The organism is Lentzea atacamensis (assembly GCF_003269295.1).
Classification (GTDB): domain Bacteria; phylum Actinomycetota; class Actinomycetes; order Mycobacteriales; family Pseudonocardiaceae; genus Lentzea; species Lentzea atacamensis.
In genome coordinates this window covers 642,618-663,843 of record NZ_QLTT01000004.1, presented here as the reverse complement: position 1 = coordinate 663,843, position 21,226 = coordinate 642,618, and the positions used below count along the sequence as shown (strand labels likewise).

General features: G+C 68.5%; 23 protein-coding genes. 11 read left to right on the top strand and 12 right to left on the bottom strand.

Annotation, left to right across the window (positions count from 1 at the left end):
• The first annotated feature begins 8 nt into the window (after positions 1–8).
• Entirely contained in the window at positions 9–665 is a 657-nt protein-coding gene (locus C8D87_RS22035) for a response regulator transcription factor (RefSeq protein WP_112228161.1), read from the top strand.
• A complete protein-coding gene (locus C8D87_RS22030; protein WP_112228160.1) occupies positions 662–1,930 on the top strand; it encodes a sensor histidine kinase in 1,269 nt (422 codons plus the stop codon). Before C8D87_RS22035 ends, C8D87_RS22030 begins: the two co-directional genes overlap by 4 nt.
• On the opposite strand, the gene C8D87_RS22025 is transcribed toward C8D87_RS22030, so the two are convergent.
• Entirely contained in the window at positions 1,887–2,384 is a 498-nt protein-coding gene (locus tag C8D87_RS22025; RefSeq protein ID WP_112228159.1) for an SgcJ/EcaC family oxidoreductase, read from the bottom strand. The genes C8D87_RS22030 and C8D87_RS22025 overlap by 44 nt on opposite strands.
• 123 nt (positions 2,385–2,507) lie before the next feature.
• On the opposite strand from C8D87_RS22025, the gene C8D87_RS22020 reads away from it, so the two are divergent.
• Positions 2,508–2,885 (top strand): PH domain-containing protein, encoded by a 378-nt coding sequence (locus tag C8D87_RS22020; protein WP_112228158.1) that lies wholly within the window; start codon positions 2,508–2,510, stop codon positions 2,883–2,885.
• Here the strand turns inward: C8D87_RS22020 and C8D87_RS22015 are convergent.
• Both C8D87_RS22015 and C8D87_RS22010 read right to left on the bottom strand, forming a co-directional pair.
• Positions 2,843–3,097 (bottom strand): hypothetical protein, encoded by a 255-nt coding sequence (locus C8D87_RS22015; protein WP_109638566.1) that lies wholly within the window; start codon positions 3,095–3,097, stop codon positions 2,843–2,845. The genes C8D87_RS22020 and C8D87_RS22015 overlap by 43 nt on opposite strands.
• A 142-nt stretch (positions 3,098–3,239) precedes the next feature.
• Positions 3,240–3,671, bottom strand: a complete 432-nt coding sequence (locus C8D87_RS22010) for a DoxX family protein (RefSeq protein ID WP_109638565.1) — start codon at positions 3,669–3,671, stop codon at positions 3,240–3,242.
• A gap of 248 nt (positions 3,672–3,919) precedes the next feature.
• Between C8D87_RS22010 and C8D87_RS22005 the strand changes: the two genes are divergently transcribed.
• On the top strand, positions 3,920–4,909 hold the full coding sequence (locus C8D87_RS22005) for a hypothetical protein (RefSeq protein WP_112228157.1): 990 nt from the start codon (positions 3,920–3,922) through the stop codon (positions 4,907–4,909).
• Here C8D87_RS22005 and C8D87_RS22000 read toward each other — a convergent pair.
• On the bottom strand, positions 4,866–5,528 hold the full coding sequence (locus C8D87_RS22000; RefSeq protein WP_211337473.1) for a winged helix-turn-helix transcriptional regulator: 663 nt from the start codon (positions 5,526–5,528) through the stop codon (positions 4,866–4,868). The genes C8D87_RS22005 and C8D87_RS22000 overlap by 44 nt on opposite strands.
• Before the next feature lie 288 nt (positions 5,529–5,816).
• Here C8D87_RS22000 and C8D87_RS21995 point away from each other — a divergent pair, with 288 nt between their 5' ends.
• From C8D87_RS21995 to C8D87_RS21985, 3 genes are all read left to right on the top strand, one after another.
• Positions 5,817–6,962 carry an acyl-CoA dehydrogenase family protein gene (locus C8D87_RS21995; protein ID WP_170155072.1) on the top strand — a complete coding sequence of 382 codons (1,146 nt, stop codon included), beginning with the start codon at positions 5,817–5,819 and terminating at the stop codon, positions 6,960–6,962.
• Positions 6,963–7,046: 84 nt separating this feature from the next.
• Complete coding sequence (locus tag C8D87_RS21990) at positions 7,047–7,454, top strand: VOC family protein (RefSeq protein WP_109638561.1); 408 nt, start codon at positions 7,047–7,049, stop codon at positions 7,452–7,454.
• A gap of 62 nt (positions 7,455–7,516) precedes the next feature.
• Complete coding sequence (locus C8D87_RS21985; protein ID WP_215732422.1) at positions 7,517–7,912, top strand: class I SAM-dependent methyltransferase; 396 nt, start codon at positions 7,517–7,519, stop codon at positions 7,910–7,912.
• Here C8D87_RS21985 and C8D87_RS21980 read toward each other — a convergent pair.
• The 3 genes from C8D87_RS21980 to C8D87_RS21970 are packed head-to-tail and all read right to left on the bottom strand — an operon-like array spanning position 7,909 to position 11,440.
• A complete protein-coding gene (locus tag C8D87_RS21980) occupies positions 7,909–8,385 on the bottom strand; it encodes a hypothetical protein (protein WP_112228154.1) in 477 nt (158 codons plus the stop codon). The genes C8D87_RS21985 and C8D87_RS21980 overlap by 4 nt on opposite strands.
• Positions 8,386–8,423: 38 nt before the next feature.
• Positions 8,424–9,353: a glycoside hydrolase family 6 protein gene (locus tag C8D87_RS21975; RefSeq protein ID WP_112228153.1), complete on the bottom strand. Its 930-nt coding sequence runs from the start codon at positions 9,351–9,353 to the stop codon at positions 8,424–8,426.
• Between the two features lie 17 nt (positions 9,354–9,370).
• Positions 9,371–11,440 (bottom strand): glycoside hydrolase family 9 protein, encoded by a 2,070-nt coding sequence (locus C8D87_RS21970; RefSeq protein WP_112228152.1) that lies wholly within the window; start codon positions 11,438–11,440, stop codon positions 9,371–9,373.
• A 140-nt stretch (positions 11,441–11,580) separates the two neighbouring features.
• Between C8D87_RS21970 and C8D87_RS21965 the strand changes: the two genes are divergently transcribed.
• The 4 genes from C8D87_RS21965 to C8D87_RS21950 are packed head-to-tail and all read left to right on the top strand — an operon-like array spanning position 11,581 to position 15,528.
• Complete coding sequence (locus C8D87_RS21965; protein WP_112228151.1) at positions 11,581–12,816, top strand: extracellular solute-binding protein; 1,236 nt, start codon at positions 11,581–11,583, stop codon at positions 12,814–12,816.
• Between the two features lie 11 nt (positions 12,817–12,827).
• Positions 12,828–13,709: a carbohydrate ABC transporter permease gene (locus tag C8D87_RS21960; RefSeq protein ID WP_170166532.1), complete on the top strand. Its 882-nt coding sequence runs from the start codon at positions 12,828–12,830 to the stop codon at positions 13,707–13,709.
• On the top strand, positions 13,706–14,512 hold the full coding sequence (locus C8D87_RS21955; RefSeq protein ID WP_112228150.1) for a carbohydrate ABC transporter permease: 807 nt from the start codon (positions 13,706–13,708) through the stop codon (positions 14,510–14,512). Before C8D87_RS21960 ends, C8D87_RS21955 begins: the two co-directional genes overlap by 4 nt.
• A 14-nt stretch (positions 14,513–14,526) precedes the next feature.
• Complete coding sequence (locus tag C8D87_RS21950) at positions 14,527–15,528, top strand: LacI family DNA-binding transcriptional regulator (RefSeq protein WP_112228149.1); 1,002 nt, start codon at positions 14,527–14,529, stop codon at positions 15,526–15,528.
• Here the strand turns inward: C8D87_RS21950 and C8D87_RS21945 are convergent.
• From C8D87_RS21945 to C8D87_RS21925, 5 genes are read right to left on the bottom strand one after another with little or no spacing between them, the layout of a single operon-like run.
• Positions 15,520–17,253 carry a DUF2264 domain-containing protein gene (locus tag C8D87_RS21945; protein ID WP_215732421.1) on the bottom strand — a complete coding sequence of 578 codons (1,734 nt, stop codon included), beginning with the start codon at positions 17,251–17,253 and terminating at the stop codon, positions 15,520–15,522. The genes C8D87_RS21950 and C8D87_RS21945 overlap by 9 nt on opposite strands.
• Positions 17,250–18,200 carry a hydroxyacid dehydrogenase gene (locus C8D87_RS21940; RefSeq protein WP_233442229.1) on the bottom strand — a complete coding sequence of 317 codons (951 nt, stop codon included), beginning with the start codon at positions 18,198–18,200 and terminating at the stop codon, positions 17,250–17,252. Before C8D87_RS21940 ends, C8D87_RS21945 begins: the two co-directional genes overlap by 4 nt.
• Entirely contained in the window at positions 18,197–19,030 is an 834-nt protein-coding gene (locus C8D87_RS21935; protein WP_109638551.1) for a carbohydrate ABC transporter permease, read from the bottom strand. The genes C8D87_RS21940 and C8D87_RS21935 overlap by 4 nt, the downstream gene beginning before the upstream one ends.
• On the bottom strand, positions 19,030–19,905 hold the full coding sequence (locus C8D87_RS21930) for a carbohydrate ABC transporter permease (protein ID WP_112228146.1): 876 nt from the start codon (positions 19,903–19,905) through the stop codon (positions 19,030–19,032). Before C8D87_RS21930 ends, C8D87_RS21935 begins: the two co-directional genes overlap by 1 nt.
• Positions 19,902–21,200, bottom strand: a complete 1,299-nt coding sequence (locus C8D87_RS21925; RefSeq protein WP_215732420.1) for an ABC transporter substrate-binding protein — start codon at positions 21,198–21,200, stop codon at positions 19,902–19,904. The genes C8D87_RS21930 and C8D87_RS21925 overlap by 4 nt, the downstream gene beginning before the upstream one ends.
• Positions 21,201–21,226: the final 26 nt, after the last annotated feature.

Sequence of the window (21,226 nt, the reverse complement as noted above, 5' to 3'; positions counted from 1 at the left end):
CTGCGCCCATGCGGGTGCTGCTGGTGGAAGACGACGAGCCGATCGCGGAATCGCTCACACGCGGGCTGTCGCGCTACGGCTTCGACGTGCAATGGGTGCGTAACGGGGCCGACGCGCTGACGGCCGACGGCGACTTCGCCCTCGTGCTGGTCGACCTCGGGCTGCCGGACATGGACGGTCTCGACGTGTGCCGGGAGCTGCGATCCCGCAGTGACGTGCCGATCATCGTGATCAGCGCGCGGTCCGACGAGGTCGACCGGGTGGTCGGGCTGGAGATCGGCGCCGACGACTACGTCACCAAACCGTTCGGCGTGCGCGAGGTCGTGGCACGGATGCGGGCGGTGCTGCGGCGCGTGCAACCGAGCCAGAAGGAGCCGACGCAGGAACGCGGCCGGTTGCGCATAGACCGGCGGACGCGGCGCGTACACCTCGACGGGGCCGAGGTGGAGCTGTCGCCGAAGGAGTTCGACCTGCTGGCGTTCCTGGCGGAGGAGCCGGGCGCGGTGTTCACCCGCGAGCAGATCATGGAGGCGGTGTGGGACGAGAACTGGTTCGGTCCCACCAAGACGCTGGACGTGCACGTGGGTGTGCTGCGCCGCAAGCTGGGTGACGCGGCCTCGCTGGAGACCGTGCGTGGTGTGGGTTTCCGGCTGGTGCTCCCGTGATCCGCCAACTCGTCTGGAGTTACGTGCTCCTGGTCGCGGTGGCTATCGCGGCGTTCACGGTGCCAGTGGCGTTCACGTTGAACAGCCAGCTGTACGACGACGCGGAGAACACCGCGCGCCGGGAGGCCCAGACCGCGGCACTGCTGCTGGCTACCGGCGACACGCGGTCGCTGCGGGCGCTCGCCGACGCGTACGAACACGAGACCCCCGGCCGGATCGAGGTGCTCGGCCCGCAGCCGGAGAACAAGGTCTGGGACCGCAACGGCCTCACCCTCACCGTGCCCGCGCGCCGGGCCGACGGCACCGTCGTCGGCGCGATCCGGCTGTCCTATCCGGACGACCGGATCGTGCAGAGGCTCTGGCAGATCTGGGGTTTCCGGGCCGCGCTCGCGATCACCGTGCTGATCGCGGCGGCGTTCCTGGGCTGGTGGCTCGCGAAACGGGTCACCCGGCCGTTGCGGGAGCTCAACGACATGGCCGGCCGCCTGCGCGACGGTGACCTCGCCGCACGCGCGGAGGAGACCGGGCCGCCCGAGACCCGCACGCTCGCGCGCACGTTGAACAACGCCACCGAGACGATCAGCACGCTGGTCAACTCGCAGCGCGCGTTCATCGGCGACGCCTCGCACCAGTTGCGGACCCCGCTGACGGCGTTGCGGCTGTCGCTGGACAACGTCGCCGACGGGGTGGACGACGACTACGTGCGCGAGGACGTGGATCGGGCGACGGCCGAGGTCGTGCGGATGAGCCGGCTGGTCAACGGCCTGCTGGCGCTGGCCCGCGCCGAGGCCACCGTCGGGCACCCGGAACCGGTGTGGGTCAACGACGTCATCGCCGACCGGTTCACGGCGTGGCGCGCGTCGGCTGACGAACGCTCCATCTCGCTGGTCTCCGAAGGGTTCGACCTCCGCGTGCTCGCCACGCCGGGTCACCTGGAGCAGGTGCTGGACAACGTGCTGTCCAACGCGCTGGAGGTGTCACCGGACGGCGGGACGATCATGGTCCGCACCACGCGGCCGGCGGTGCTCGAGATCATCGACTCCGGCCCCGGCCTGCCCGCAGCCGATCGGCTGCGGGCGTTCGACCGGTTCTGGCGCGGTCAGGGCCTCACCGGCAAGGGCGGCTCCGGCCTGGGGCTCGCCATCGTCAAGCAGCTCGTGACCGACGACGGCGGCACCGTGACGCTGGAGGACGCGCCTGGCGGCGGGCTCTGCGTGCGGATCAGACTTTCTCCGGCATCGCCGACGAGTGGTGGTTCACGATGAGCCACTTTCCGTCGATCTTCTCGTAGACGAACGTGTAGCGGGCGTCCACAGCGGTCGGCTTGCCGTCCTGGTTGAGCGCGAACCGGTAGGTGCCCGCGTCGATCGCGTCGTCGTTGTCGAGCACGGCGATGTGCGAGTCGAGGATCGTGCCGCTCGGCTTGTTCTGCAGGAAGTGCTCGAAGTAGTCGACGATCTCGGCACGCGTGCTGCGCACCTTGTTCGACACCGTCGGCAGCAGCACTGCGTTCGGAGCGTAGTGATCGGCCACCTTCTGGGGGTCACCCGTCTTCAGGGCGGCGTTCCAGTCGTTGAACAGCGCGGCGATCTGCTCGTTGGTCGGCTTCTCGTCGGCCTTCGGCGCCTGCTGCGCGACGCTGCCTGCGGCACCGGAGCATCCGGTCACCAGCAGCGCGGCTCCGGCGAGGGCGGCGGCTCCAACCAGGTGCTTACGCATCGTTTAGGTCCTTCCCGATCGAGTGGCTGTTGACAACCACTTTCGGGTAACGCACGGAAGCGTCCGGACAGGAGCAGCCCAGCGTTCGGCCAGCCTTTCGGAAAGCCTGGTAAACGTGGACGTATGGGACTTCTCAGCGGAATGATGGGGAACGCGTCAAAGCTCGACCCGAGGGCGGCCGCGAGTGAGTTCGGGCGGCTTTTGGCGCAGGGGGAGCAGGTCCACGCGGCGTATCAATTGGTGCGCGACTCGTTCCTGTTCACGGACCGGCGGTTGATCCTGGTCGACAAACAGGGCATGACGGGCAAGACGGTCGAATACCACTCGGTGCCGTACCGGGCGATCACGCAGTTCGCGGTGGAGACCGCCGGTCACTTCGACCTGGACGCGGAGCTCAAGATCTGGGTCTCCGGCGGTGACGCGCCGATCTCCAAGCAGTTCGGCAAGGGCGTCGACGTCTACGAGGTGCAGGCGCTGCTGGCGGCGTTCGTCGCGCGGTAGGACCTGGTCTCCGTCTGGACCGGGCTCGCGGTGCCCGCCTTCGGCCAGCTCTGGGAGGAGAGCGCCACGGCGATCTCGGCCAGTGCCACGACGAGCGCGGTGACGAGGTGGCTGGTGTCGAGCAGGACGTTCAGCAGGGTCAGGACCGCGGGCGCGAACCGGCTGCGGACCAGCACTCGCGTGATGACGGTGGCGCAGCGGGTGGTGGACATTCCCGTTCCCTTCCAAGGATTTTCCCTTCACAGATACGTCGAACCAGACACTCCAGTTTCGACATCGCCGGGCAGAAATCCTGGCCGCACAAGCGAAATCCCCCACCGGCACGTGGCCGGCGGGGGATTTCGCTTGTGCGGTCTAGCGAGGCTGCAGCATCGGGCGGAACTTGTCGCGGTACGCCCACGCCAGGCCGATCTCGGCGGCGGCGACCAGAACCGCCATCACCGTGCCGGACGGCTCCAGGAACACGTGGAACAGCACGATGTTCACGACCATCGGGGCCAGCATCGCCAACGCCAGCGGCACGAACCGGCCGACCAGCAGCAGCACACCCGAGACCAGTTGAACACCGGACGCCAGCTGCAACATGTACCCCGTCGCGTACAGGGCACCGCTGAACGCCACACCCTCCGGTGCCAACGTGCTCGGATCCGGCGCCGGCATGAACATCAGAAACCCGTTCAAGCCCGTCGTCGCGAACAGCAGACCGGTCAGCACACGGGTGACGATCGTGGCGTAACGGCCGACGGCGAACTTGCGGGCGGCGGGGGTGGCGATCGTGGCGCTCATGTCAGGTTCCTCCTGGGCTGTGGTGTCCTTCCACTGATGCGTCGAACGACCACCGCACCGGATCGACAACCACGCCCAGAAAATCTTCAAAAAGTTTCGCCGAGACGAGAATGCCCTGGCCAAAGGCACGGGACCACTCCTGGCCCGCGACCGTTTGCTCACGTGCGTCACCCGGTTCACCCATATCCACGGTGACCCCGGGCCCTCCCTTGCTGTGACGGGCCAGCCGTCGCGGAAGGGGTGGGAAGGTGCGGTTGACGGTGGTGGCAGCGGCCCCCGGCTACGGCAAGACGGAGACGGTCAGGCGCAGGTCGCGCCAAGCGCGGTGGTGTGCGGGCGAGGCGGCGGCGGACTTCATCCGGACGCGGCGGTGGGCTCCGCAGGTCGTGCTGGACGAGCCGTCCGTGCCGCCCGACGAGCTGCGCGAGTGGCTGAAGCGCACGCCGTGTGAGCAGGTCACGCTGATCACGCGCACGCCGTTCGAGTGGGAGAACTCCGAACAGATCGGTCCGGCCGAGCTCGCGCTGGCCGAGTCCGCGGTCGCGCCCGAGGTGTACCGGGCGACGCTGGGATGGCCCGCGCTCGCCCGGCGCTGGCCGGACCACGAGGCTTACGTGCTCGCCACGGTCCTGCCGGCGTTGTCGGCGAAAGCCCGGCACCTGGTCACGACGTTCGCGCGGCTCGGGCCGGTCCGGTGGGCGCTGTGCGTCGAGCTCGGGGTCGATCCGGCGGCGATCGTGGAGCTGACGAGGCTGGGCGTGCTGGTGGACGGCGCGCTGGTGCCGGCCGTCGCGGAGTCGGTCGAGCCCGTCGCAGTGAACTACCAGCGGGCCGCGAACTGGTACGCCCGCAACGGCCACCCGGCGGCCGCCGCGCACCTGCACGACCGGCTCGGGCAGCACCGGTCGCTCGCCACGCTGCTGGACGAACGCGGCAGCGAGATCCTGCAGGCCGAGCCGAGGGTGTTCGGCAAGCACCCGCTGCTCCGGAACAAGGCGAGAGCGCTGGCAGCCGTGCACGTCGAACGGGCGAACGAGCTGTTCGGCCAGGCCCGCTATCCGGAAGCGTTGAAGCACGCCGATCTGGCCGTGCAGCTGGCGGAGGACCACGAGTCGTTGCTGATCCGCGGTCGTGTGCTGGGCAGGCTGGGCCGGTTGGAGGACGCCCGCGCGTGTGACGTCCGGATCGACGAGCTCAGGTCGCGCGAGCAGCGCGCACGTGCTCGGCGACAGGGCTGAGCTTCAGCCACACCGGCAGGCCGCGCACCACCCAGCGCGGGCCGGTCAGCTCGATCGTGCCCGCGCGGACGGCGTCGAGCAGCTCGACCTCGCCCTCCCACATGCGGTAGAGCGTCGCGAGGTCGGACGCCATCACCGCGTCGACCTCCAGCCCGGGATCGGTGTAGCAGACGGAGGCGTCGCCGGGTTCGACGACGAGCCAGAACGTGCGGCGCCGGTCGTTGATGCGGATCTCGATGTTGGCGCGGCGGCTCAGCGTGCCGGTGTCGATGCGGCCGTGCATCCACCACATCAGCACCTCGGGGTCGAGCTCGTCGGCGCGCGGGTCGCCGAACGCGTACCGGGCGCCCCAGTCGGCGAGGCCGAACACCAAGGGGCGCAACGCTTCACCCGCCGGCGTCAACGTGTAGCCGTCGCCGGTGCGCTGCACCAGGCCCGCGGTCGCGAGCTGCCTGAGGCGCCGGGACAGCAGGGCGCGTGACAGTCCGGGCAAACCGCGCGACAGCTCGTTGAAGCGCGAGGCACCGATGAGCATGTCCCGCACGATCAGCAACGTCCACCGGTCGCCCAGCACCTCCACGGCGCGGACGATCGGGCAGTACTGCGCATACGTCCTCAAGGCCCAGCCTCCGCTCTCAAGGGACAGCCTGCGGCGCTCGACAACACTGTGCACACGTCCTCAAAGGCCCAGCCTCCGCTCTCAAGGGACATCCTGCGGCGCTCGACAACACTGTGCACACGTCCTCAAGGCCTAGCCTCCGCTCCTAAGGGACAGCCTGCGGCGCTCGACAACACTGCGCATACGTCCTCACAAATGGAAGTCTCCGCCGCGGCGCGCGTTTCGTTACCGCCGTCCGGTTCACTTTCAGAACTACCTGCGGCGCTTGACGGTTCTTACGTTCGTCCCATGACAACACTTGAGACACCACGCGTGACCGGCACGTTCCCCACCGTCACCAGACACGACGACACGAAGTTCGTGCCGATGGCCGCCCGCATCGGCGCGATCGCGGCAGCCCACGCGTCCGGGCACGACCGTGACGCGACGTTCGTGGCCGAGGCGTACGAGGCGATGCGCGAAGAGGGATATCTGGCGTTGGCCGTACCCGAGGAGCTGGGCGGTCTCGGCGCCACGATGCGCCAGGTCTGCTACGCGCAGGCGGAGCTCGCCCGGCACGACGGCGCGACCGCGCTGGCCGTCACGATGCACCTGTATCTGACGCTGATGCAGGGCTATCGCCGACGCAAGGGAGCGCCGGACGCGGAGGGGGTGCTGCGGCGCGTGGCCGCGGAAGGCCTGGTCATCGCGACCAGCGGCGGTTCCGACTGGCTGTGGCCCACGACCACGGCGACACCGGTCGACGGCGGGTTCCTCGTTTCGGGACGCAAGACGTTCTGCAGCCAGTCGCCGCGCGCGAACGTCGTCGCGACGAGTGCCGTGCTCGGCGAGGAGGTGCTGCACTTCAGCGCGCCTCTCAACGCCGACGGCGTGCGCATCGAGGAAACCTGGGACACGCTCGGCATGCGTGGCACCGCCAGCCACGACGTGGTGCTGGAGGACGTGTTCATCCCGGCCGACAAGATCGCGGCGCGCCGGCCGTACGGGGAGTTCGGCGCGCCTCTCTTCGCCGCGGTCGTCCACTTCGCGCCGGTGTGCGGAGCGACGTACTTCGGCATCGCGGCGGGCGCCCGGGACGTGGCCGTGAAGTCGACGTCGAAGAACGCCGTGCGGCAGATCGGGTTGATGGACTACAAGCTGCGCACCGCGTGGTGGTCGCTGATGGGCTCGATCGAGGAGCTGGGCGACGACTACACGGCCGGCGCGGAGTCGGTCACCACGGTGATGCTGGCCAAGCGCCACGCCGTGGTCGAGGCCGTCGAGGTCGTGAACCTCGCGATGGAGGTCCTCGGTGGACGGTCTTTCTTCCGGCGTTCACCGCTGGAACGCGCGTACCGCGACGTGCGTGCCGGGACGTTCCACCCGCTCACACCGGAAGCCACACTCGTGTACGCGGGCAAGGTCGCACAGGGTGACCCGGGAGTCACGGAGTAAAAACCTTCTTGGGCAACTTCAAGTTGTAGGCGTGGCAAGGGTTTGGGAGCATGCGGGTCCGTCTCTTCCAAAGGAGCGATTCCGGTGGCCACTCGCCTCAACCCGTACCTGCGCTTCGACGGCACCGCGCGTCAGGCGATGGAGTTCTACCAGTCGATCTTCGGCGGTGAGCTGAAGATGAACACCTTCGGCGAGTTCGGCATGCAGGACTCACCGCAGGCCGACCAGATCATGCACGCCCAGCTGGAGACCGACGCCGGCTACACGCTGATGGCCTCCGACACGCCGCCGGGCATGCCCTACAACCCCGGCGACACCATCACCATCTCCCTGTCGGGCGACGAGGAGGTGCTGAAGGAGTACTTCGCCAAGCTCGCGGACGGCGGCAAGATCGGCACGCCGCTGGAGAAGCAGATGTGGGGCGACGAGTACGGCGACCTCACCGACAAGTTCGGCGTGAGCTGGATGGTCAACCTGGGCGGTCTGGGCTGATCTTGTGACGGGCGGGGCCGCGGTGGTGGCCCCGCCCGTCGCGCTGACGCATGATGTGGACCATGAGCGAGCGTCTGCGCAGTGTGGTCGACCAACTCGCGGTCCGCCCGCACGACCGGGTCCTGGAGATCGGCTGCGGCCAGGGCGTGGCCGCCACCATGGTGTGCCAGCTGCTGACCACGGGCACGCTCACCGCGATCGACCGCTCCACCAAGATGATCGAGGCCGCCACCCGCCGCAACGCCGTCTACGTGGCGTCGGGGAAGGCCGAGTTCCTCATCGCGTCGCTGGAGGACATGAACCTCGGCGACCGCCGCTTCGACCTGGTCTTCGCCGTGCGGGTCGGGCTGTTCCACCGCGACCCGGAGCGCGCGCACGAGCTGGTGCGGCCGTGGCTCGCACCGGGTGCCCGCGTGCGCTCGTTCTTCGACGCGCCCGTTCGGACCGGCACCGTCTAGATCCGCCCGAACAGGTCGCTGATCAGCTTCTTCGACGGCTCCACGCCCGCCGGTGACATCACTTCGATCTGGGTCCTGCCCTTGCGCGCGGCGACCGTGTGCTGCGCGGTCTCCGCGCCGCCCGCCGTCGCCTCGTACGCCTCGTCGTGGAAGCCCTCGATGGCCTTGGCCTTCTCCGGCTTGCCCTTGGCGAACGACGCGGCGGTGGCGTTCGTGGTGAAGCGGACCTCGACGGGCATGCCGGATCCGACGTACGTGCAGGTGGTGACCGTCTTGTCGACGGTTTCCTGTTGACCCTGCAGCCTCAGCCCCAGCGCCTTGCCGACCACGGACGAGTTGGCGTTTGCGCAGTTCGGCCCCTTGCCAGGTGGTTGCTCGACGGTCGTCTGGGGTGCCGGGGCCTGCGGCGAGGCCTCGGGCTCCGACGTGCAGGCGGCGAGCAGGAACGCGGCGGCGAGAAGGGTGATGCGCACATCGGTACATCGACCTGGTCGCCGCCGCGTTACCCCGGTCAGATGCCGTCGATCAGCCTCACGGCCAGATCAGGGCTGAACTGCCCGGCGGGCACCGTCGGCGCGACGCCGCACTCGCCGTCGGAGTTGCCGGGCGTCTTGACCCACAACAACATCTCCGCACCGCCGCCGACCTGCGCGGTGACGCCGAGCCTGCGGCCGCCGGGGTTGCACCACTCACCGTTGCTGCCGTTGCCGTTGCGGCTGGTGTCGACGACGAACCTCGGTCCGCCGCCGAGCGCCGACACGACCGAGTTGGCGTAGCCGACGGACGCACTGGTCGTGTAGTAGTTCGACACGTTCACCGCGAAGCCGCGCACGTTGCGGACGCCCGCGGCGTTCAGGCGCGAGGCCATCGTCGCCGCCGGTACCCAACCCGCGTTGCCGCCGTCCAGGTACGCGTAGGTGTTGGGCGCTTTCTGCTGGAACATCTGCGTGGCGTAGACGAGCATGCCGTTGCGCTCGTCGATCTGGGCCCGGGTCATGCATTCGAAGTCGCCCAGCGCGTCCGGTTCGATCACGACCACCGCCGGTTTCGTGCCGATGCCCGCCGCGAAGCTGGAGATCCACGTCCGGTAGGCCGCCGGAGTGCCCGCCCCACCGCCGGAGTGACCGCCGCACGCGTCGCGGCCTGGCAGGTTGTAGGCGACGAGGACGGGCAGCTTGTCGTTGCCGTCCGCAGCACCCGCGTAGTTCGCCACGGTGCTGCCGATGTTCGCGTCGTTGCCGAACCACCGCGCGATCGGTTTGGAGCCGATGGACGCCTGGATCCGGGACGCTCTGGAGTCGCCGGGATTGTTGCGTGCCCACACCGCGGGCGACGAGTTGGGGTTCACGTAGAACCCGCTGGTCAGGTCGATCGGATTCGCCGCGTGTGCGGGCACCGGTAAGAGGAACAGAAATGTTGCCAGACAGATGATCCACCTCATTGTGGATCTCCTTTCTGTTAACGGGAATCTGCGTACGCGGCCACCCAGGCCAGCGCGGAGTTCCAGTTGATCGCGACCTCGTTCGTCGACCACGAGCCGATGTCGTCGATGTGGCACTTGGCGGGCTTGCAGCCACGCAGGTTCTGCTGCGCCACCGGGTCCTGCAGGCCGGTGTTCGGGCCGCCCGCCAACGCACCCGCGGGCGGGTTCGGGAGCTTCGGGTCGAGCTGGTGCGCCCAGTGGCGGTGGTGCTGGTTGCGGACGTCCCGTTCGCCGTAGCCCGTGACGAACGACCGGTTCACGGCGTTGCGGCCCAGCAAGTGGTCGAACGACTCCAGCACCGCGTCCCGGTACTTCGGGTGGTGCGTGATCTCGTGCGCCAGCGCCATGATCATCGCGGCGTTCGCGGTGGAGCTGGTCGAACCCCACACGTAGCCGGGCGCTGGGTCGGGATAGCCCTGTTCCCGCAACGACTTGACGTAACCGTTGGCGACGCCGAGCAGCCTCAGCCGTGCGGTGATCACCTTCGCCACCGGGAACAGGGACGGCACCCGCAGGATCGTCAGGTCGGCCAGCGCACCCGTGTCCTTCCACGAGAAACCCGCGCTCGTGAGCCTGGTGTTGATGCGTCCCAGGTACTTCCGGTCCCCCGTCAGCGCGTACAGCTCGGCTGCCGCCCACGAGAACTCGTCGCGGACGTCGGTGTCGTCGTAGGGGCCACCGCCGACGTTGTCCTCGCGCGGCGCGTACACGGCCGGGTTCTCGTTCGCCGCCTGCCACGCCCGTTCGGCCGAGGTCCGGCACTGGCCCGCGAGGCCGGTGATCACTCGCGCACACCGGGCGGCGGCGGCGGCGAGGTTCAGCGTAGCCGCCGTGGAGACGCCGTGCAGGTAGCGCGGCTGTGGATCGAGGTGCGGCAGGGTCGGCAGCGGTGTCCAGGCCAGATCGTGGATCTTGTGGTGCACCATGCCGTTCGGCGCCTGCATGCGCATCAGGAACTCGACTTCCCACCGTGCCTCGTCCAGCACGTCCGGGCGCGGGGACTGTTCGTACGAGTCCATCAGCTGCCACGCCGCCAGTGCGCCGTTCACCACGTACTTGCCGTGATCACCCGCGTCGTACCAGCCGCCGCGCACGTCCAGCGAGTAGTCGCACACGCCGGGCAGACAAGGCACTGACGCGTCGCTGAGGTGCCCGGCGGGTCGCGCGTAGGCCTCGCCGACGCGCGCCGGCTCGATCGGAGTGCCGCTGCGGTTGTGGTAGAAGTACGCCAGCGCGTCCCGGCTCAGCTGCCCATACGGATCACGCGTGATGTCGAACGGCAGCGACACCTCCTCCCCCACGAACAGCATGAAACCGTTGCCTGCCAGGCGGTACCGGGAGAAGTCGGCGATGTGCACGTGGTCACCGGACACAGCGTCGTCGCCGCGAACCTCTGTCCGTCCACTCCGGACAACCTGGCCTGACGCGTCCTTCAGCTGCCACGACACCGGTTCCGTCGACGGGTGCACGATCGTGGCGCGCTTCGGACCGTCCACCGCGTAGGCGTGCTGGTTGACCCGCACCGGTGAGCCGTACGTCCAGCCACCGCCCGGGGGGATCGCGCCACCGGTCAGCGACACGTCGTCAACGCACAGCGTGTACGGCTCGGCCGCACCGCCCATCTGCAGCGACACCTGCTGGTGGATGTCCGACACCGTCGAACTGCCGGTGAACTCGAACGTCTGCGGCGCAGCCGACAGCGTGACCGGCTTGTTCAGGGTGGACTGGACGACCGCGCGGATCGTGACCGGTTTCGTGGCTGACGCCGTGAACCGGAGTGTGTACGGCTGACCTGCCTCCAGCGGCACGTCGTTCTGACCGATCATCGAGTTCCACGGGTTGATCGTCCCGATCGGGATGTCGGCGCACAGGCGGCCGTCGACGACCCGTGACGGCGTGTTCCCGCTGCTCCACCACGGGGTCTTGCCCGCGTCGAAGGAGCCGTTGAGCACGCGCTCGTACCCGGCGGCGTGCGCCGGGGCGGCGAGGGTCAGCACGAGCACGACCGGCAGCCCGATCGCGGTGAGTCTGAGTCCAGCAGTCATCGGTGGCCTCTTCACAGATGCGTGATCTCGTGGTTAAGGTTCTGTAAGCGCTTCCAATTTCGGCGAACTGTACGCCACATCACAGCACTTCAAAAGACCGTAATCGCTTCCGGAACATCCGCCGGACCTGGAGGTACCCGATGTCCAGACTCTTCGCGCTCGCCGCTGTGGTCGCGCTCTCCGCGTGTGGTGCGCAAGCCACCGACGACGGCACGACCCTGATCGTCAAGACGTTCAGCCAGTTCGGCTACGAGGACCTCTACCGCGAGTACGAGGCGTCCCACCCCGGCATCAAGATCAAGGAGGAGAACATCGGCAAGCTCGGCGACTACACGCCGAAGCTGCAGCAGTGGATGCAGACCGGCAAGGGCGCGGGCGACGTGGTCGCGCTGGAGGAGGGCATCCTCGTCCAGTTCATGGCCAGGCCGGACCAGTTCGCGGACCTGCGCGAGCACGGAGCCGCCGAGCTGGAGCCGAACTTCCTGCCGTGGAAGTGGAAGCAGGCCGTCACGGGTGACGGCAAGATCGTCGGGCTCGGCACGGACGTCGGCGCGCAGGGCATGTGCTATCGCAAGGACCTGTTCGCCCAGGCCGGGTTGCCGGCCGATCGTGACCAGGTCGGCGCGCTGTGGCCGACGTGGGACGACTACATCGAGGTCGGGAAGCGGTTCAAGGGCACCAAGTTCTTCGACTCCTCCGGCGGCGTCTACCAGAACGTCCTGATGCAGCAAGGCGATCACACGTACTACGACACGTCGAACAAGCTGGTCATCGACAGCAATCCCGGTGTGCTCAAGGCGTGGGAGACGACGGTCCGGATGATCGAGGCCGGGCTGTCGGCCAACGTCGACCAGTGGAGTCCACAGTGGAACGCGGGCTTCAAGAACGGCGCGTTCGCCACGATCCCCTGCCCGTCGTGGATGCTCGGCACGATCGAGAAGCAGTCGGGGCCGGAACTCAAGGGCAAGTGGGACGTCACGCGGGTGCCTGGCGACGGCGCGGTGCGCGGCGGCTCGTTCCTCGCGGTGCCGAAGCAGAGCAAGCACCAGAAGCAGGCCGCCGAGCTGGCGAAGTTCCTGACCAGCGCGAAGGGCCAGACGGCGGCGTTCAAGTCGAAGAACAACTTCCCGTCGTCACCGCAGGCCATCGACGACCCGGCGGTGCGCGAGTTCACCAACCCGTACTTCGGCGACGCGCCGGTCGGCAAGATCTTCGGCGAGAGCGTCAAGGCGTTGAAGCCCGTTTACCTCGGCCCGGACAACATCGCGATCAACGACCGGGTCGTGAACGCGCTGACCGCCGTGGAGCAGCGGAAGCTGACTCCGGACGAGGCCTGGGCCAAGGCCGTCGACGACGCGAAGCGGCTGGTCAGGTGAAGTCCCTCCCGATGAGGTCCGTTACCGAGCGGCTCTCGCCGTACCTGTTCGTCGCGCCGTTCTTCGTGATCTTCGCGGCGTTCGGGCTGTTCCCGCTCGTGTACACGGCCTGGGTGTCGGTGCACGAGTGGGACATCGCCGGGCCGGGCGCGTTCGTGGGCCTGGACAACTACGTCACGTTGTTCGGCGATCCGGACTTCTGGAACGCCACGTACAACACGATCGGCATGCTGGTGCTCGCGACGGTGCCGCAGCTGTTCTGCGCGCTGGTGCTGGCGTCGTTGCTCAACCAGAAGCTGCGCGGGCTCACGTTCCTGCGCATGGGCGTGCTGCTGCCGATCGTCACGTCGGTGGCGGCGGTGGGCATCGTGTTCAGCCAGATCTTCGACCGCGACGCGGGCATGGCGAACGGGTTGCTCGGCCTGCTCGGTGTGCAGCCGGTCGACTGGCACGCCGACAAGTGGTCGTCGTGGACGGCGATCGCGACGATGGTGAACTGGCGCTGGACCGGCTACAACGCGCTGATCTACCTGGCCGCGATGCAGGCGGTGCCGCGCGACCTGTACGAGGCGGCCACTGTGGACGGCGCGTCGAAGGTGCGGCAGTTCTTCAGCATCACCGTGCCGAACATCCGGCCGGCGATCCTGTTCACCGTGATCATGTCGACGATCGCGGGCATGCAGCTGTTCACCGAGCCGCTGATCTTCGGGCAGGGTGGGTTCGCGATCTCCGGTGGCAGCCTGCGGCAGTTCCAGACCCTGTCGATGTTCATGTTCGAAAAGGCGTTCCGCGACTTCGACTACGGCTACGGCTCCGCCGTGGCGTGGCTGATCTTCGTGTTGATCACGCTGCTGGCCGTGGTGAACTTCCTGATCACGAGGAGAAGCCGATGATGGTCAGGCTGACGCTGGCCGCGGCGATCGTGCTGTCCGCGTTCCCGCTGTACTGGCTGTTCGTGGTGGCGACGCGGGCCAACGACGTCGTGGGCGACTGGCCGCCGCCGTTGCTGCCCGGCCCGAACCTCGCGGGCAACGTCGGCAGGCTGTTCGACGCAGAGCAGGCGAACTTCCTGCTGGGTATGGGGAACTCGGCGCTGTCGTCGGCCGTGGTGACGGTGTCGGTGGTGTTCTTCAGCTCGCTGGCCGGGTTCGCGTTCGCCAAGCTGCGGTTCCGCGGCCGCAACGCGCTGCTGCTGGTCGTTCTCGGCACCATGATGATCCCGGTGCAGATGGGCATCATCCCGCTGTACCTGATCATGGTGGAGCTGGGCTGGCAGAACCAGCTCGAAGCGATCATCGTGCCGTCGCTGGTGTCCGCGTTCGGCGTGTTCCTGATGCGCCAGTACGCGGAGAAGGCGGTGCCGGACGAGCTGATCGAGGCGGCGCGGGTGGACGGCTGCTCGACGTTCCGGATCTACTGGACCGTCGTGCTGCCCGCGTTGCGGCCTGGGGCGGCGGTGCTGGGGCTGTTCACGTTCATGGGCACGTGGAACGAGTTCCTGTGGCCGCTCGCCGTGCTGGAGGCGGACAACCCGACCGTGCAGTTCTCGCTGTCGCAGCTGTCCACCACCTACTACACCGACTACACCCTGATGTTCGCGGGCGCGCTGGTGTCGACCGTGCCGCTGCTGGTGGTGTTCGTGGTGTTCGGGCGGCAGATCATCGGCGGGATCATGGAGGGGGCGATCAAGGCTTGAGGCAGACTACTCCCATGTCCAACCGGCCGGTCACCGTCGACGACGTGGCGAAACACGCGGGTGTGTCCATCGGCACCGTGTCGCGCGTGATCAACAACGCCCCGCACGTGAGCCGCAAGGCCCGTGACGCGGTCGAGCGCGCGATCGACGAGCTGGGCTACGTGCCGAACAGGACGGCGCAGTCGCTCGCCGGGCAGCGCCGCGGGTCCGTCGTGCTGGCCATCTCAAGCGACGATCCGGGGCTGTTCGCGAACCTGTTCTTCGCTCAGGTCGTCACCGGGGTGAACGCGGTGGTCGAGGAGACCGACCTCGAGCTGCAGCTCGTGCTGGCCGCCTCGGACAAGGGCCGGGCCAGGCTCTCGCGGATCTTCAAGTCACGTGCGGCGGACGGAGTGATGCTGCTCGCGTTGAAGGAGAACGACCCGCTGTCGGCGTTGGCGGAGTCCAGCGGGCTGCCGGTCGTGCACGGCGGCCGGTCGCTCGATCACGAGCCGCGCTTCTACGTCGACGCGGACAACCGGGGTGGCGCGCGCGAGGCCGTCGAGTACCTGATCTCGCTGGGGCGCAAGCGGATCGCGACGATCACGGGGGCGCAGGACCAGCACGTCGGGGTCGCGCGGTACCTCGGGTATCGCGAGGCCGTGGTGCTGGCCGGGCTCGACGACTCGCGGGTCGCACACGGCGACTTCACCGAGACTGGCGGGGAGGCGGCGATGACGGACCTGCTCGACCGGTTCCCCGACCTGGACGCGGTGTTCGTGGCGTCGGACGCGATGGCGGCCGGGGCGTTGTCCGTGCTGGCGTCCCGTGGCGTTCAGGTGCCGTCGGACGTGGCCGTGGTGGGGTTCAACGACATCGTGACCGCACAGCACACCACGCCGGCGTTGACGACCGTGCGGCAGCCGATCGACGCGCTCGGCCGGGAGATGACCAGGATGTTGCTGCGGCTGATCGACGGCGACACGCCGACGTCGCTCATCCTGCCGACCTCCTTGGTCCGCAGAGAGTCAGCCTGAGACCTCCCGCTCCGGCGCGTCCAGAGTCGACCTGAGCACCTCGTCGACGCGTGCTTCCCAGTCGGCTTCCGCCACCGTGCCGTTGAGGACGGCCACCGCGGCGAGCGTCACCGTGCCCTCGATCTCCGCGGTCAGCGTGGGAACGCTGACCGCGCCGGTGAACGCCGTTCCCTGCGGCGCTGCCTGCCGTTCGACGCCGGTCCAGCCCCGGACCCCGACCAGCGGGGCGGGTAGCTGCGTCGCCCAGCCGGTCAGCTCGGCCCTCGTGCCGGGCGGGGCGCCGATCACCCGGTGGATGCGCAGCTCCTGGTCGTCCCAGACGGCCGTGACGCTTTCGATGCGCAGTCCCGGCACCATCGGCTGCTTCGCGCCGAACACCGGGAGGTGCCAGGAGGCGGCCCAGTTGTCCCGCGCGCCCATTGGGTGGATCCGCCTGCGGACGCTGCGGTCACCCCGGATCACGAGGCTGATGTGGTTGTCGGGGGCGTTGTGCTTCGACGTCGGTCCAGTGGCCGTCGAGTAGGCGAAGCGGCTGTAGAGCGGGTCGTCGTCGGTCGCGTACTCGCCCTCGAACGGCCGGACGTGGTCGCTGCCGTGGTTGTGCAGCCTGGTCACGCCGTTGTGCTTCTGGATCAGCAGACCTGGGCCCGGCAGCGCGAGCGTGCGGTCCGAGTCGTCGTGTTCTTCCTGTTCGGTCCACAATGGATGATCTGGGCCAGCGAGCAGGCAGACGAACGCCTTCGAGGCCCAGTACGGCGAGGCCGGTCCGGAGTAGTGCTGCAGGGTCGCCTCGTGCGGGCCGTGCCAGCCGAGGCTGAGCAGGCCGTCGGTGAGCGATCCCCGGTCGAGAAAGTACTTGAGCGCGTTGCTGATGAGGTGACGAGAGTGGCCGGGCATCAGCGGTGTCTCACCGGTGACCGCGCCGAGAGCGATCGCGCTGGCGGCCGCGAACCGGTAGGTCAGCGACCGTCCGAAGTAGATCGGTGCGCCGTCCGCGCCGAACAGCAGGTGGAAGCTCTCCAGGTGCTCCTTGAGGTGCGTGGTGATCGGCCTGCCGTCGAGGAACGCGTCCAGCGCCGGGTAGAGGTGCAGCGCCCAGCCGTTGTAGTGGTCGAACGCGCGGCCGTCCCCGTCGGAGTACCAGCCGTCGCCGCGGTACCAGCCTTCGAGCAGCTCCATCGCGCGCTGTTTCGCGCGTTGCGTGTCGTCGTCGCCGCGACCGGCGGACTCGAGGAACGAGGCCACGGTGTACGGGAAGAAGTACCAGTTGTTGGCGGCCGGGACGTGCCGCAGCGCCTCCCGCAGCCACGACTCGGCGCGGTCCTGCTGAGCCCCGGACAGCTTGTCCCACAGCCACGGCCTGGTCAGGCGCAGGCCCAGTGCCACCGACGCGGACTCGACCATCGGCTGGCCGACGTCGGTGATGGCGGGCCACTCCCCAGCCGTGCCCGCGACCAGGCCGGCGGCGTAGCGCTCCAGCCAGTTGTGCGGATCGTCGCCGTGCACCGTGCGGAAGGCCGCTGCCAGGAACGTGCGGGCGTACCCCTCCAGACCGTCCGACCGCACACCGCTGCGCGAAGGCCGGCCGGGCAGGTCGAGGAAGGCCTGGTCGGGTGACGCGTACCGCCAGGCGGAGCCCAGCAGCTCATCGGCGGCGGCCACCCAATGCGCGCGGGTGAGGCCGGTGTGAGGGCTGAGCACGCGGTCCTCGGCTGGCAGCTTCACGCGATGCGTTCCCTTCGTTCTGCGGGCACCGGGGTCATGAAGGGCTCTCCCGCGACCCATCTGCGCACCTCGGCGACCGCGTGGTGGGCCAGGCGGAGCCATTCGTTGCCCTGCGAACCGGCCAGGTGGGGTGTGATGAGGACGTTGTCGTTGTGCCACAACGGGTGGTCGGCGGGCAGCACCTCGGGGTCGGTGACGTCGAGCACCGCCCGGATCCGGCCGGCCTCGGCGGCGAGCGCCTCCTGGTCGACGACGGCGCCGCGGGCGGTGTTGATCAGCACCGCGTCGTCCCTGAGCAGCCCGAGCAGCTCGCGGCTCACCAGTCCCCTGGTCTCCGGCAGCAACGGCGTGTGCACGCTGACCACGTCGCTGCGCCCGAACAGCTCGGTGATGCCCACGGACTCGGCACCGTCCACTTCGGTCACGAACGGGTCGTGCACCAGCACGTGGAAATCATACGGCCGCAGCAGCTCGATCACCCGACGGCCGATCATCGACGCGGACAGGATGCCGATGGTGGCCCCGTAGTTCCCGACGGTCGGCGGGAGGTCGTAGTGGCCGATCTGCTTGGTGGCCCGGTAGTCACGAGCCCGTTCCAGCACGCGCTTGCCGGTCAGCAGGATCATCGCGACGGTGTACTCGGCGACGGGCAACGCGTTGGCCGAGGCCGCGGAGGAGATCGCGATTCCGCGTTCCCAGCAGGCGTCCGTGACGAAGCCCTTGACGGAACCGGCCGTGTGCACGATCGCTTTGAGGCCGGGCAACCGTTCCAGGGCTTCCGCGGTGATCGGCGGGCAGCCCCAGCCGGTGACGAGCAGGTCGACGTCCGGGAGTTCGCCGAGGTTCTGGGTGACGGGCCCGAAGTCGCAGATCGCCTTCAAGTCGCCGAGCACGGGCGCGAGGACGGTGGCGGCGGCCTCCGCCGACATCGCACCCGCGCCCCTCACTTGACGGCTCCCGCGGTCAGGCCGGCTCGCCAGAACCGTTGCAGCAGCATGAACGCCAGGATCAGCGGCAGCACCGCGAGCAGTGAACCCATGATCACCACCGGGTAGTACTCGGGCGACACGCTCGCCGCGCTGTTCCACTGGTAGAGCCCGAGGCTCACCGGGTACAGCTTCTGGTCGGACAGCATGACCATCGGCAGGAAGAAGTTGTTCCAGATCGCGGTGAGCTGGAACAGGAACACGGTGACCGCGCCGGGTCCGAGCATCCGCAGCGCCACCTTGAAGTACGTGGCGAGGTCGCCGGCGCCGTCGATGCGGGCGGCCTCCAGCACCTCGTCCGGTACATAACCCTGGCTGAAGATCCGGCCCAGGTAGACGCCGAACGGGTTGAACAGCACCGGGATGAACACCGCCCAGAAGGTGTTGACCAGCCCGGTTTCCGACGCCATCAGGTAGAGCGGCAGCGCGAGCACGGTCTGCGGCACCATCACGGCCGCCAGCACCAGCCCGAAGAGCTTCTCCTTGTGCCGGAAGGAGTACTTGTCGAAGGCGTAGCCCGCCGCGACCGAGATGAACGCGCTGGCGGCGGCACCGACGACGGCGTACAGAACGCTGTTGACGTACCAGCGGCTGTAGAGGCCCTTGTCCATCGTGAAGAGGTCTTTGACGTTGTCGGCGAACGAGAAGTTGCTCAGCGACAACAGGTCGCTCTCGAACAGGGCGTCGACGTTCTTGGTGGCGGCGAGCACCAGCCACAGCACCGGCAGCAGGGTGTAGAGCACCGAGATGCCGACGACCAGGTTGACCGTGGTCCGGCCGAGCAGGGTCATCAGGCGGCCTTCCTGTTCGTCCAGCGGGTGACGCCGTAGGAGAGCGCGATCGTGAAGGCCAGCAGGATCACCGACGCGGCCGCGGCGAGACCGTAGTTGTTCCGGGTGAAGGCGGCATCGTAGATGTACATGCTCGGGGAGAACCTGGTGCTGATCATCGGCGTGGACTGGCTCAGCAGCACCGGTTCGGTGAACAGCTGCAGCGCCCAGATGAGCGTGAACATCGTGACCGTCACGATCGCGGCCCTGACCAGCGGTGCCTTGATCCGGATGGCCTGCTTGACCGGGCCGGCGCCGTCGACCACGGAGGCTTCCAGCACCTCGCGCGGCACGGCCTGCAGCGCGGCGTAGAAGATCACCATGTTGTAGCCGAGGTTGCTCCAGAGCGCGATGTTCACGATCGACGGCAGCACCGTGTCCACGCCGAGGAAGCTGATCCTGATGTCGGCCTTGGCGAAGAGGTCGATGATCGGGCTGATGCCGGGTGTGTAGAGGTAGAGCCAGATCAGCGCGGCGATGATGCCGGGGACGGCGTGCGGCAGGTAGAGGCCCATCTGGGCCCAGCTCCTGAGCTTCGCCACGCCGGAGTCCAGCAGGAGTGCCAGGGTCAGCGCGCCGACGACCATCAGCGGGATGTAGATCAGGCAGTACAGCACCACGGTCAGCAGGCTGCCCAGGAACGTGGGGTCGCTGAGCACCGCGACGTAGCTGCGCAGGCCGACGAAAACCGTGCGTTCCGGGCCGAAGCCCAGGCCCGGCTGGTCGGCGCCGAAGAAACTCAGCCACACCGCGGTGCCGACCGGTACCAGGAACACCGTGACCAGCAGGAGGAAGAACGGCGCCAGCAGGACGGCGCAGGCGAGCTTGCCCTTCACCGCTCTCCCTCCTCAGTGGACAGTCCCAGTGCCTTGAGGTCGGGCATGGTGCCGTTCTGGGCTTCGCGCACGGCCTCGATCAGGGTGGTCCGCCCGGCGCCCGCCTTGGCGAACCCGTCCTGCATCACCCGCTGCGTCGCGCTCATCCGCGGCCCCCACACCCAGCCGTCCCGCACCTTGTCGGCTTCCTGCTTGAACAGCTGGTAGACGTCCTGACCGCCGTAGTACTCGCGCGGGAACGCCTTGCTGCCGGTCTCGACGAGGCCGGGCGCCACCGGGTACTGGCTGCTGGTGCCGCTCTTCAGCCTGGCGGTCAGCGCGGCGGGGTCGCTGACCTGCCACTCGATGAACTCCATCGCGGCCTCGGGTTGCGCGGAGTCCTTGGTGATCGCGAACGTCGACCCGCCGTGCGTGCCCACCGCGGGTTCGTCCCAGACGGGCATGGGAGCGATGCGCCACTTGCCTTTCTGACCCGGCCGCGCCCGCATCTGCGCACCCGCGTCCCACGCGCCGGTCAGCCGGGTGACGACGAGCCCCTGGCCGATCTGCGCGTCGGACTGCCTGCTCTCGACGGCGTTGCGGAACACCAGGTCGTCGTCGATGAGCCGTTGCCAGTACGCAGCGACCTTCCTCGTCGGTTCGTCGGTCATGGTGACGCGCCAGGTGCCGCCGGCCGTGTCGAACCACTTCGCGCCCGCCTGCCACGCGAAGCACGCGAACTGCATGGCGCCGTCGGTCGGGAACAGCACGAGCCGCTTCGCGGAGTCCTTGTCCCGCACGGTTTTCGCGAGTTCGGCGAACTCGTCCCAGGTTCGCGGAACCCTCAGGCCGTACTGGTCGAACAGGTCGGCGCGGTAGTGCAGCACCATCGGCTCGATGTCGAGCGGGACGCTGAACACCCTGTTGTCGAACGTGGTGAGCTTGAGCGCCTGAGGCAGCAGCTTCTGCTTCAGCCGGTCGGTGACGAGGTCGGTGATGTCCCGCGCGACGCCGTCGATGGCGAAGCCGGGCACCTGCGGATATTCGATGGTCGCGACGTCGGGCGCGTTGCCGGCGCGGGCTGCGTTGCTGAGCTTCGCGTAGCCGCCCTGCAGACCGGAGGGGATCTGCTGGAAGATCACCCTGATCCGGCTCTGCGAGGAGTTGAACGCGTCGACGACCTGCTGGCTACCGCGCAGGGCCGACCAGAACGTGATCTCTACCGGGCCTCCGGCACCGCGGCGTTGCGGAGTGGAACAGGCCGCCAGTGGTGCCGTGAGGCCCGCCGCGAGGAGTGTGCGACGACTCAGGCGCATGGTTCGCATCCTGATCGCCTGATCGC

Bases quoted from the DNA above. Each gene is read 5' to 3' on its own strand.
- C8D87_RS22035 (WP_112228161.1), top strand. From the start codon at position 9: ATGCGGGTGCTGCTGGTGGAAGACGACGAGCCGATCGCGGAATCGCTC.
- C8D87_RS22025 (WP_112228159.1), bottom strand. From the start codon at position 2,384: ATGCGTAAGCACCTGGTTGGAGCCGCCGCCCTCGCCGGAGCCGCGCTG.
- C8D87_RS22020 (WP_112228158.1), top strand. From the start codon at position 2,508: ATGGGACTTCTCAGCGGAATGATGGGGAACGCGTCAAAGCTCGACCCG.
- C8D87_RS22015 (WP_109638566.1), bottom strand. From the start codon at position 3,097: ATGTCCACCACCCGCTGCGCCACCGTCATCACGCGAGTGCTGGTCCGC.
- C8D87_RS22010 (WP_109638565.1), bottom strand. From the start codon at position 3,671: ATGAGCGCCACGATCGCCACCCCCGCCGCCCGCAAGTTCGCCGTCGGC.
- C8D87_RS21995 (WP_170155072.1), top strand. From the start codon at position 5,817: ATGACAACACTTGAGACACCACGCGTGACCGGCACGTTCCCCACCGTC.
- C8D87_RS21985 (WP_215732422.1), top strand. From the start codon at position 7,517: ATGAGCGAGCGTCTGCGCAGTGTGGTCGACCAACTCGCGGTCCGCCCG.
- C8D87_RS21975 (WP_112228153.1), bottom strand. From the start codon at position 9,353: ATGAGGTGGATCATCTGTCTGGCAACATTTCTGTTCCTCTTACCGGTG.
- C8D87_RS21970 (WP_112228152.1), bottom strand. From the start codon at position 11,440: ATGACTGCTGGACTCAGACTCACCGCGATCGGGCTGCCGGTCGTGCTC.
- C8D87_RS21965 (WP_112228151.1), top strand. From the start codon at position 11,581: ATGTCCAGACTCTTCGCGCTCGCCGCTGTGGTCGCGCTCTCCGCGTGT.
- C8D87_RS21960 (WP_170166532.1), top strand. From the start codon at position 12,828: ATGAGGTCCGTTACCGAGCGGCTCTCGCCGTACCTGTTCGTCGCGCCG.
- C8D87_RS21955 (WP_112228150.1), top strand. From the start codon at position 13,706: ATGATGGTCAGGCTGACGCTGGCCGCGGCGATCGTGCTGTCCGCGTTC.
- C8D87_RS21950 (WP_112228149.1), top strand. From the start codon at position 14,527: ATGTCCAACCGGCCGGTCACCGTCGACGACGTGGCGAAACACGCGGGT.
- C8D87_RS21935 (WP_109638551.1), bottom strand. From the start codon at position 19,030: ATGACCCTGCTCGGCCGGACCACGGTCAACCTGGTCGTCGGCATCTCG.
- C8D87_RS21925 (WP_215732420.1), bottom strand. From the start codon at position 21,200: ATGCGCCTGAGTCGTCGCACACTCCTCGCGGCGGGCCTCACGGCACCA.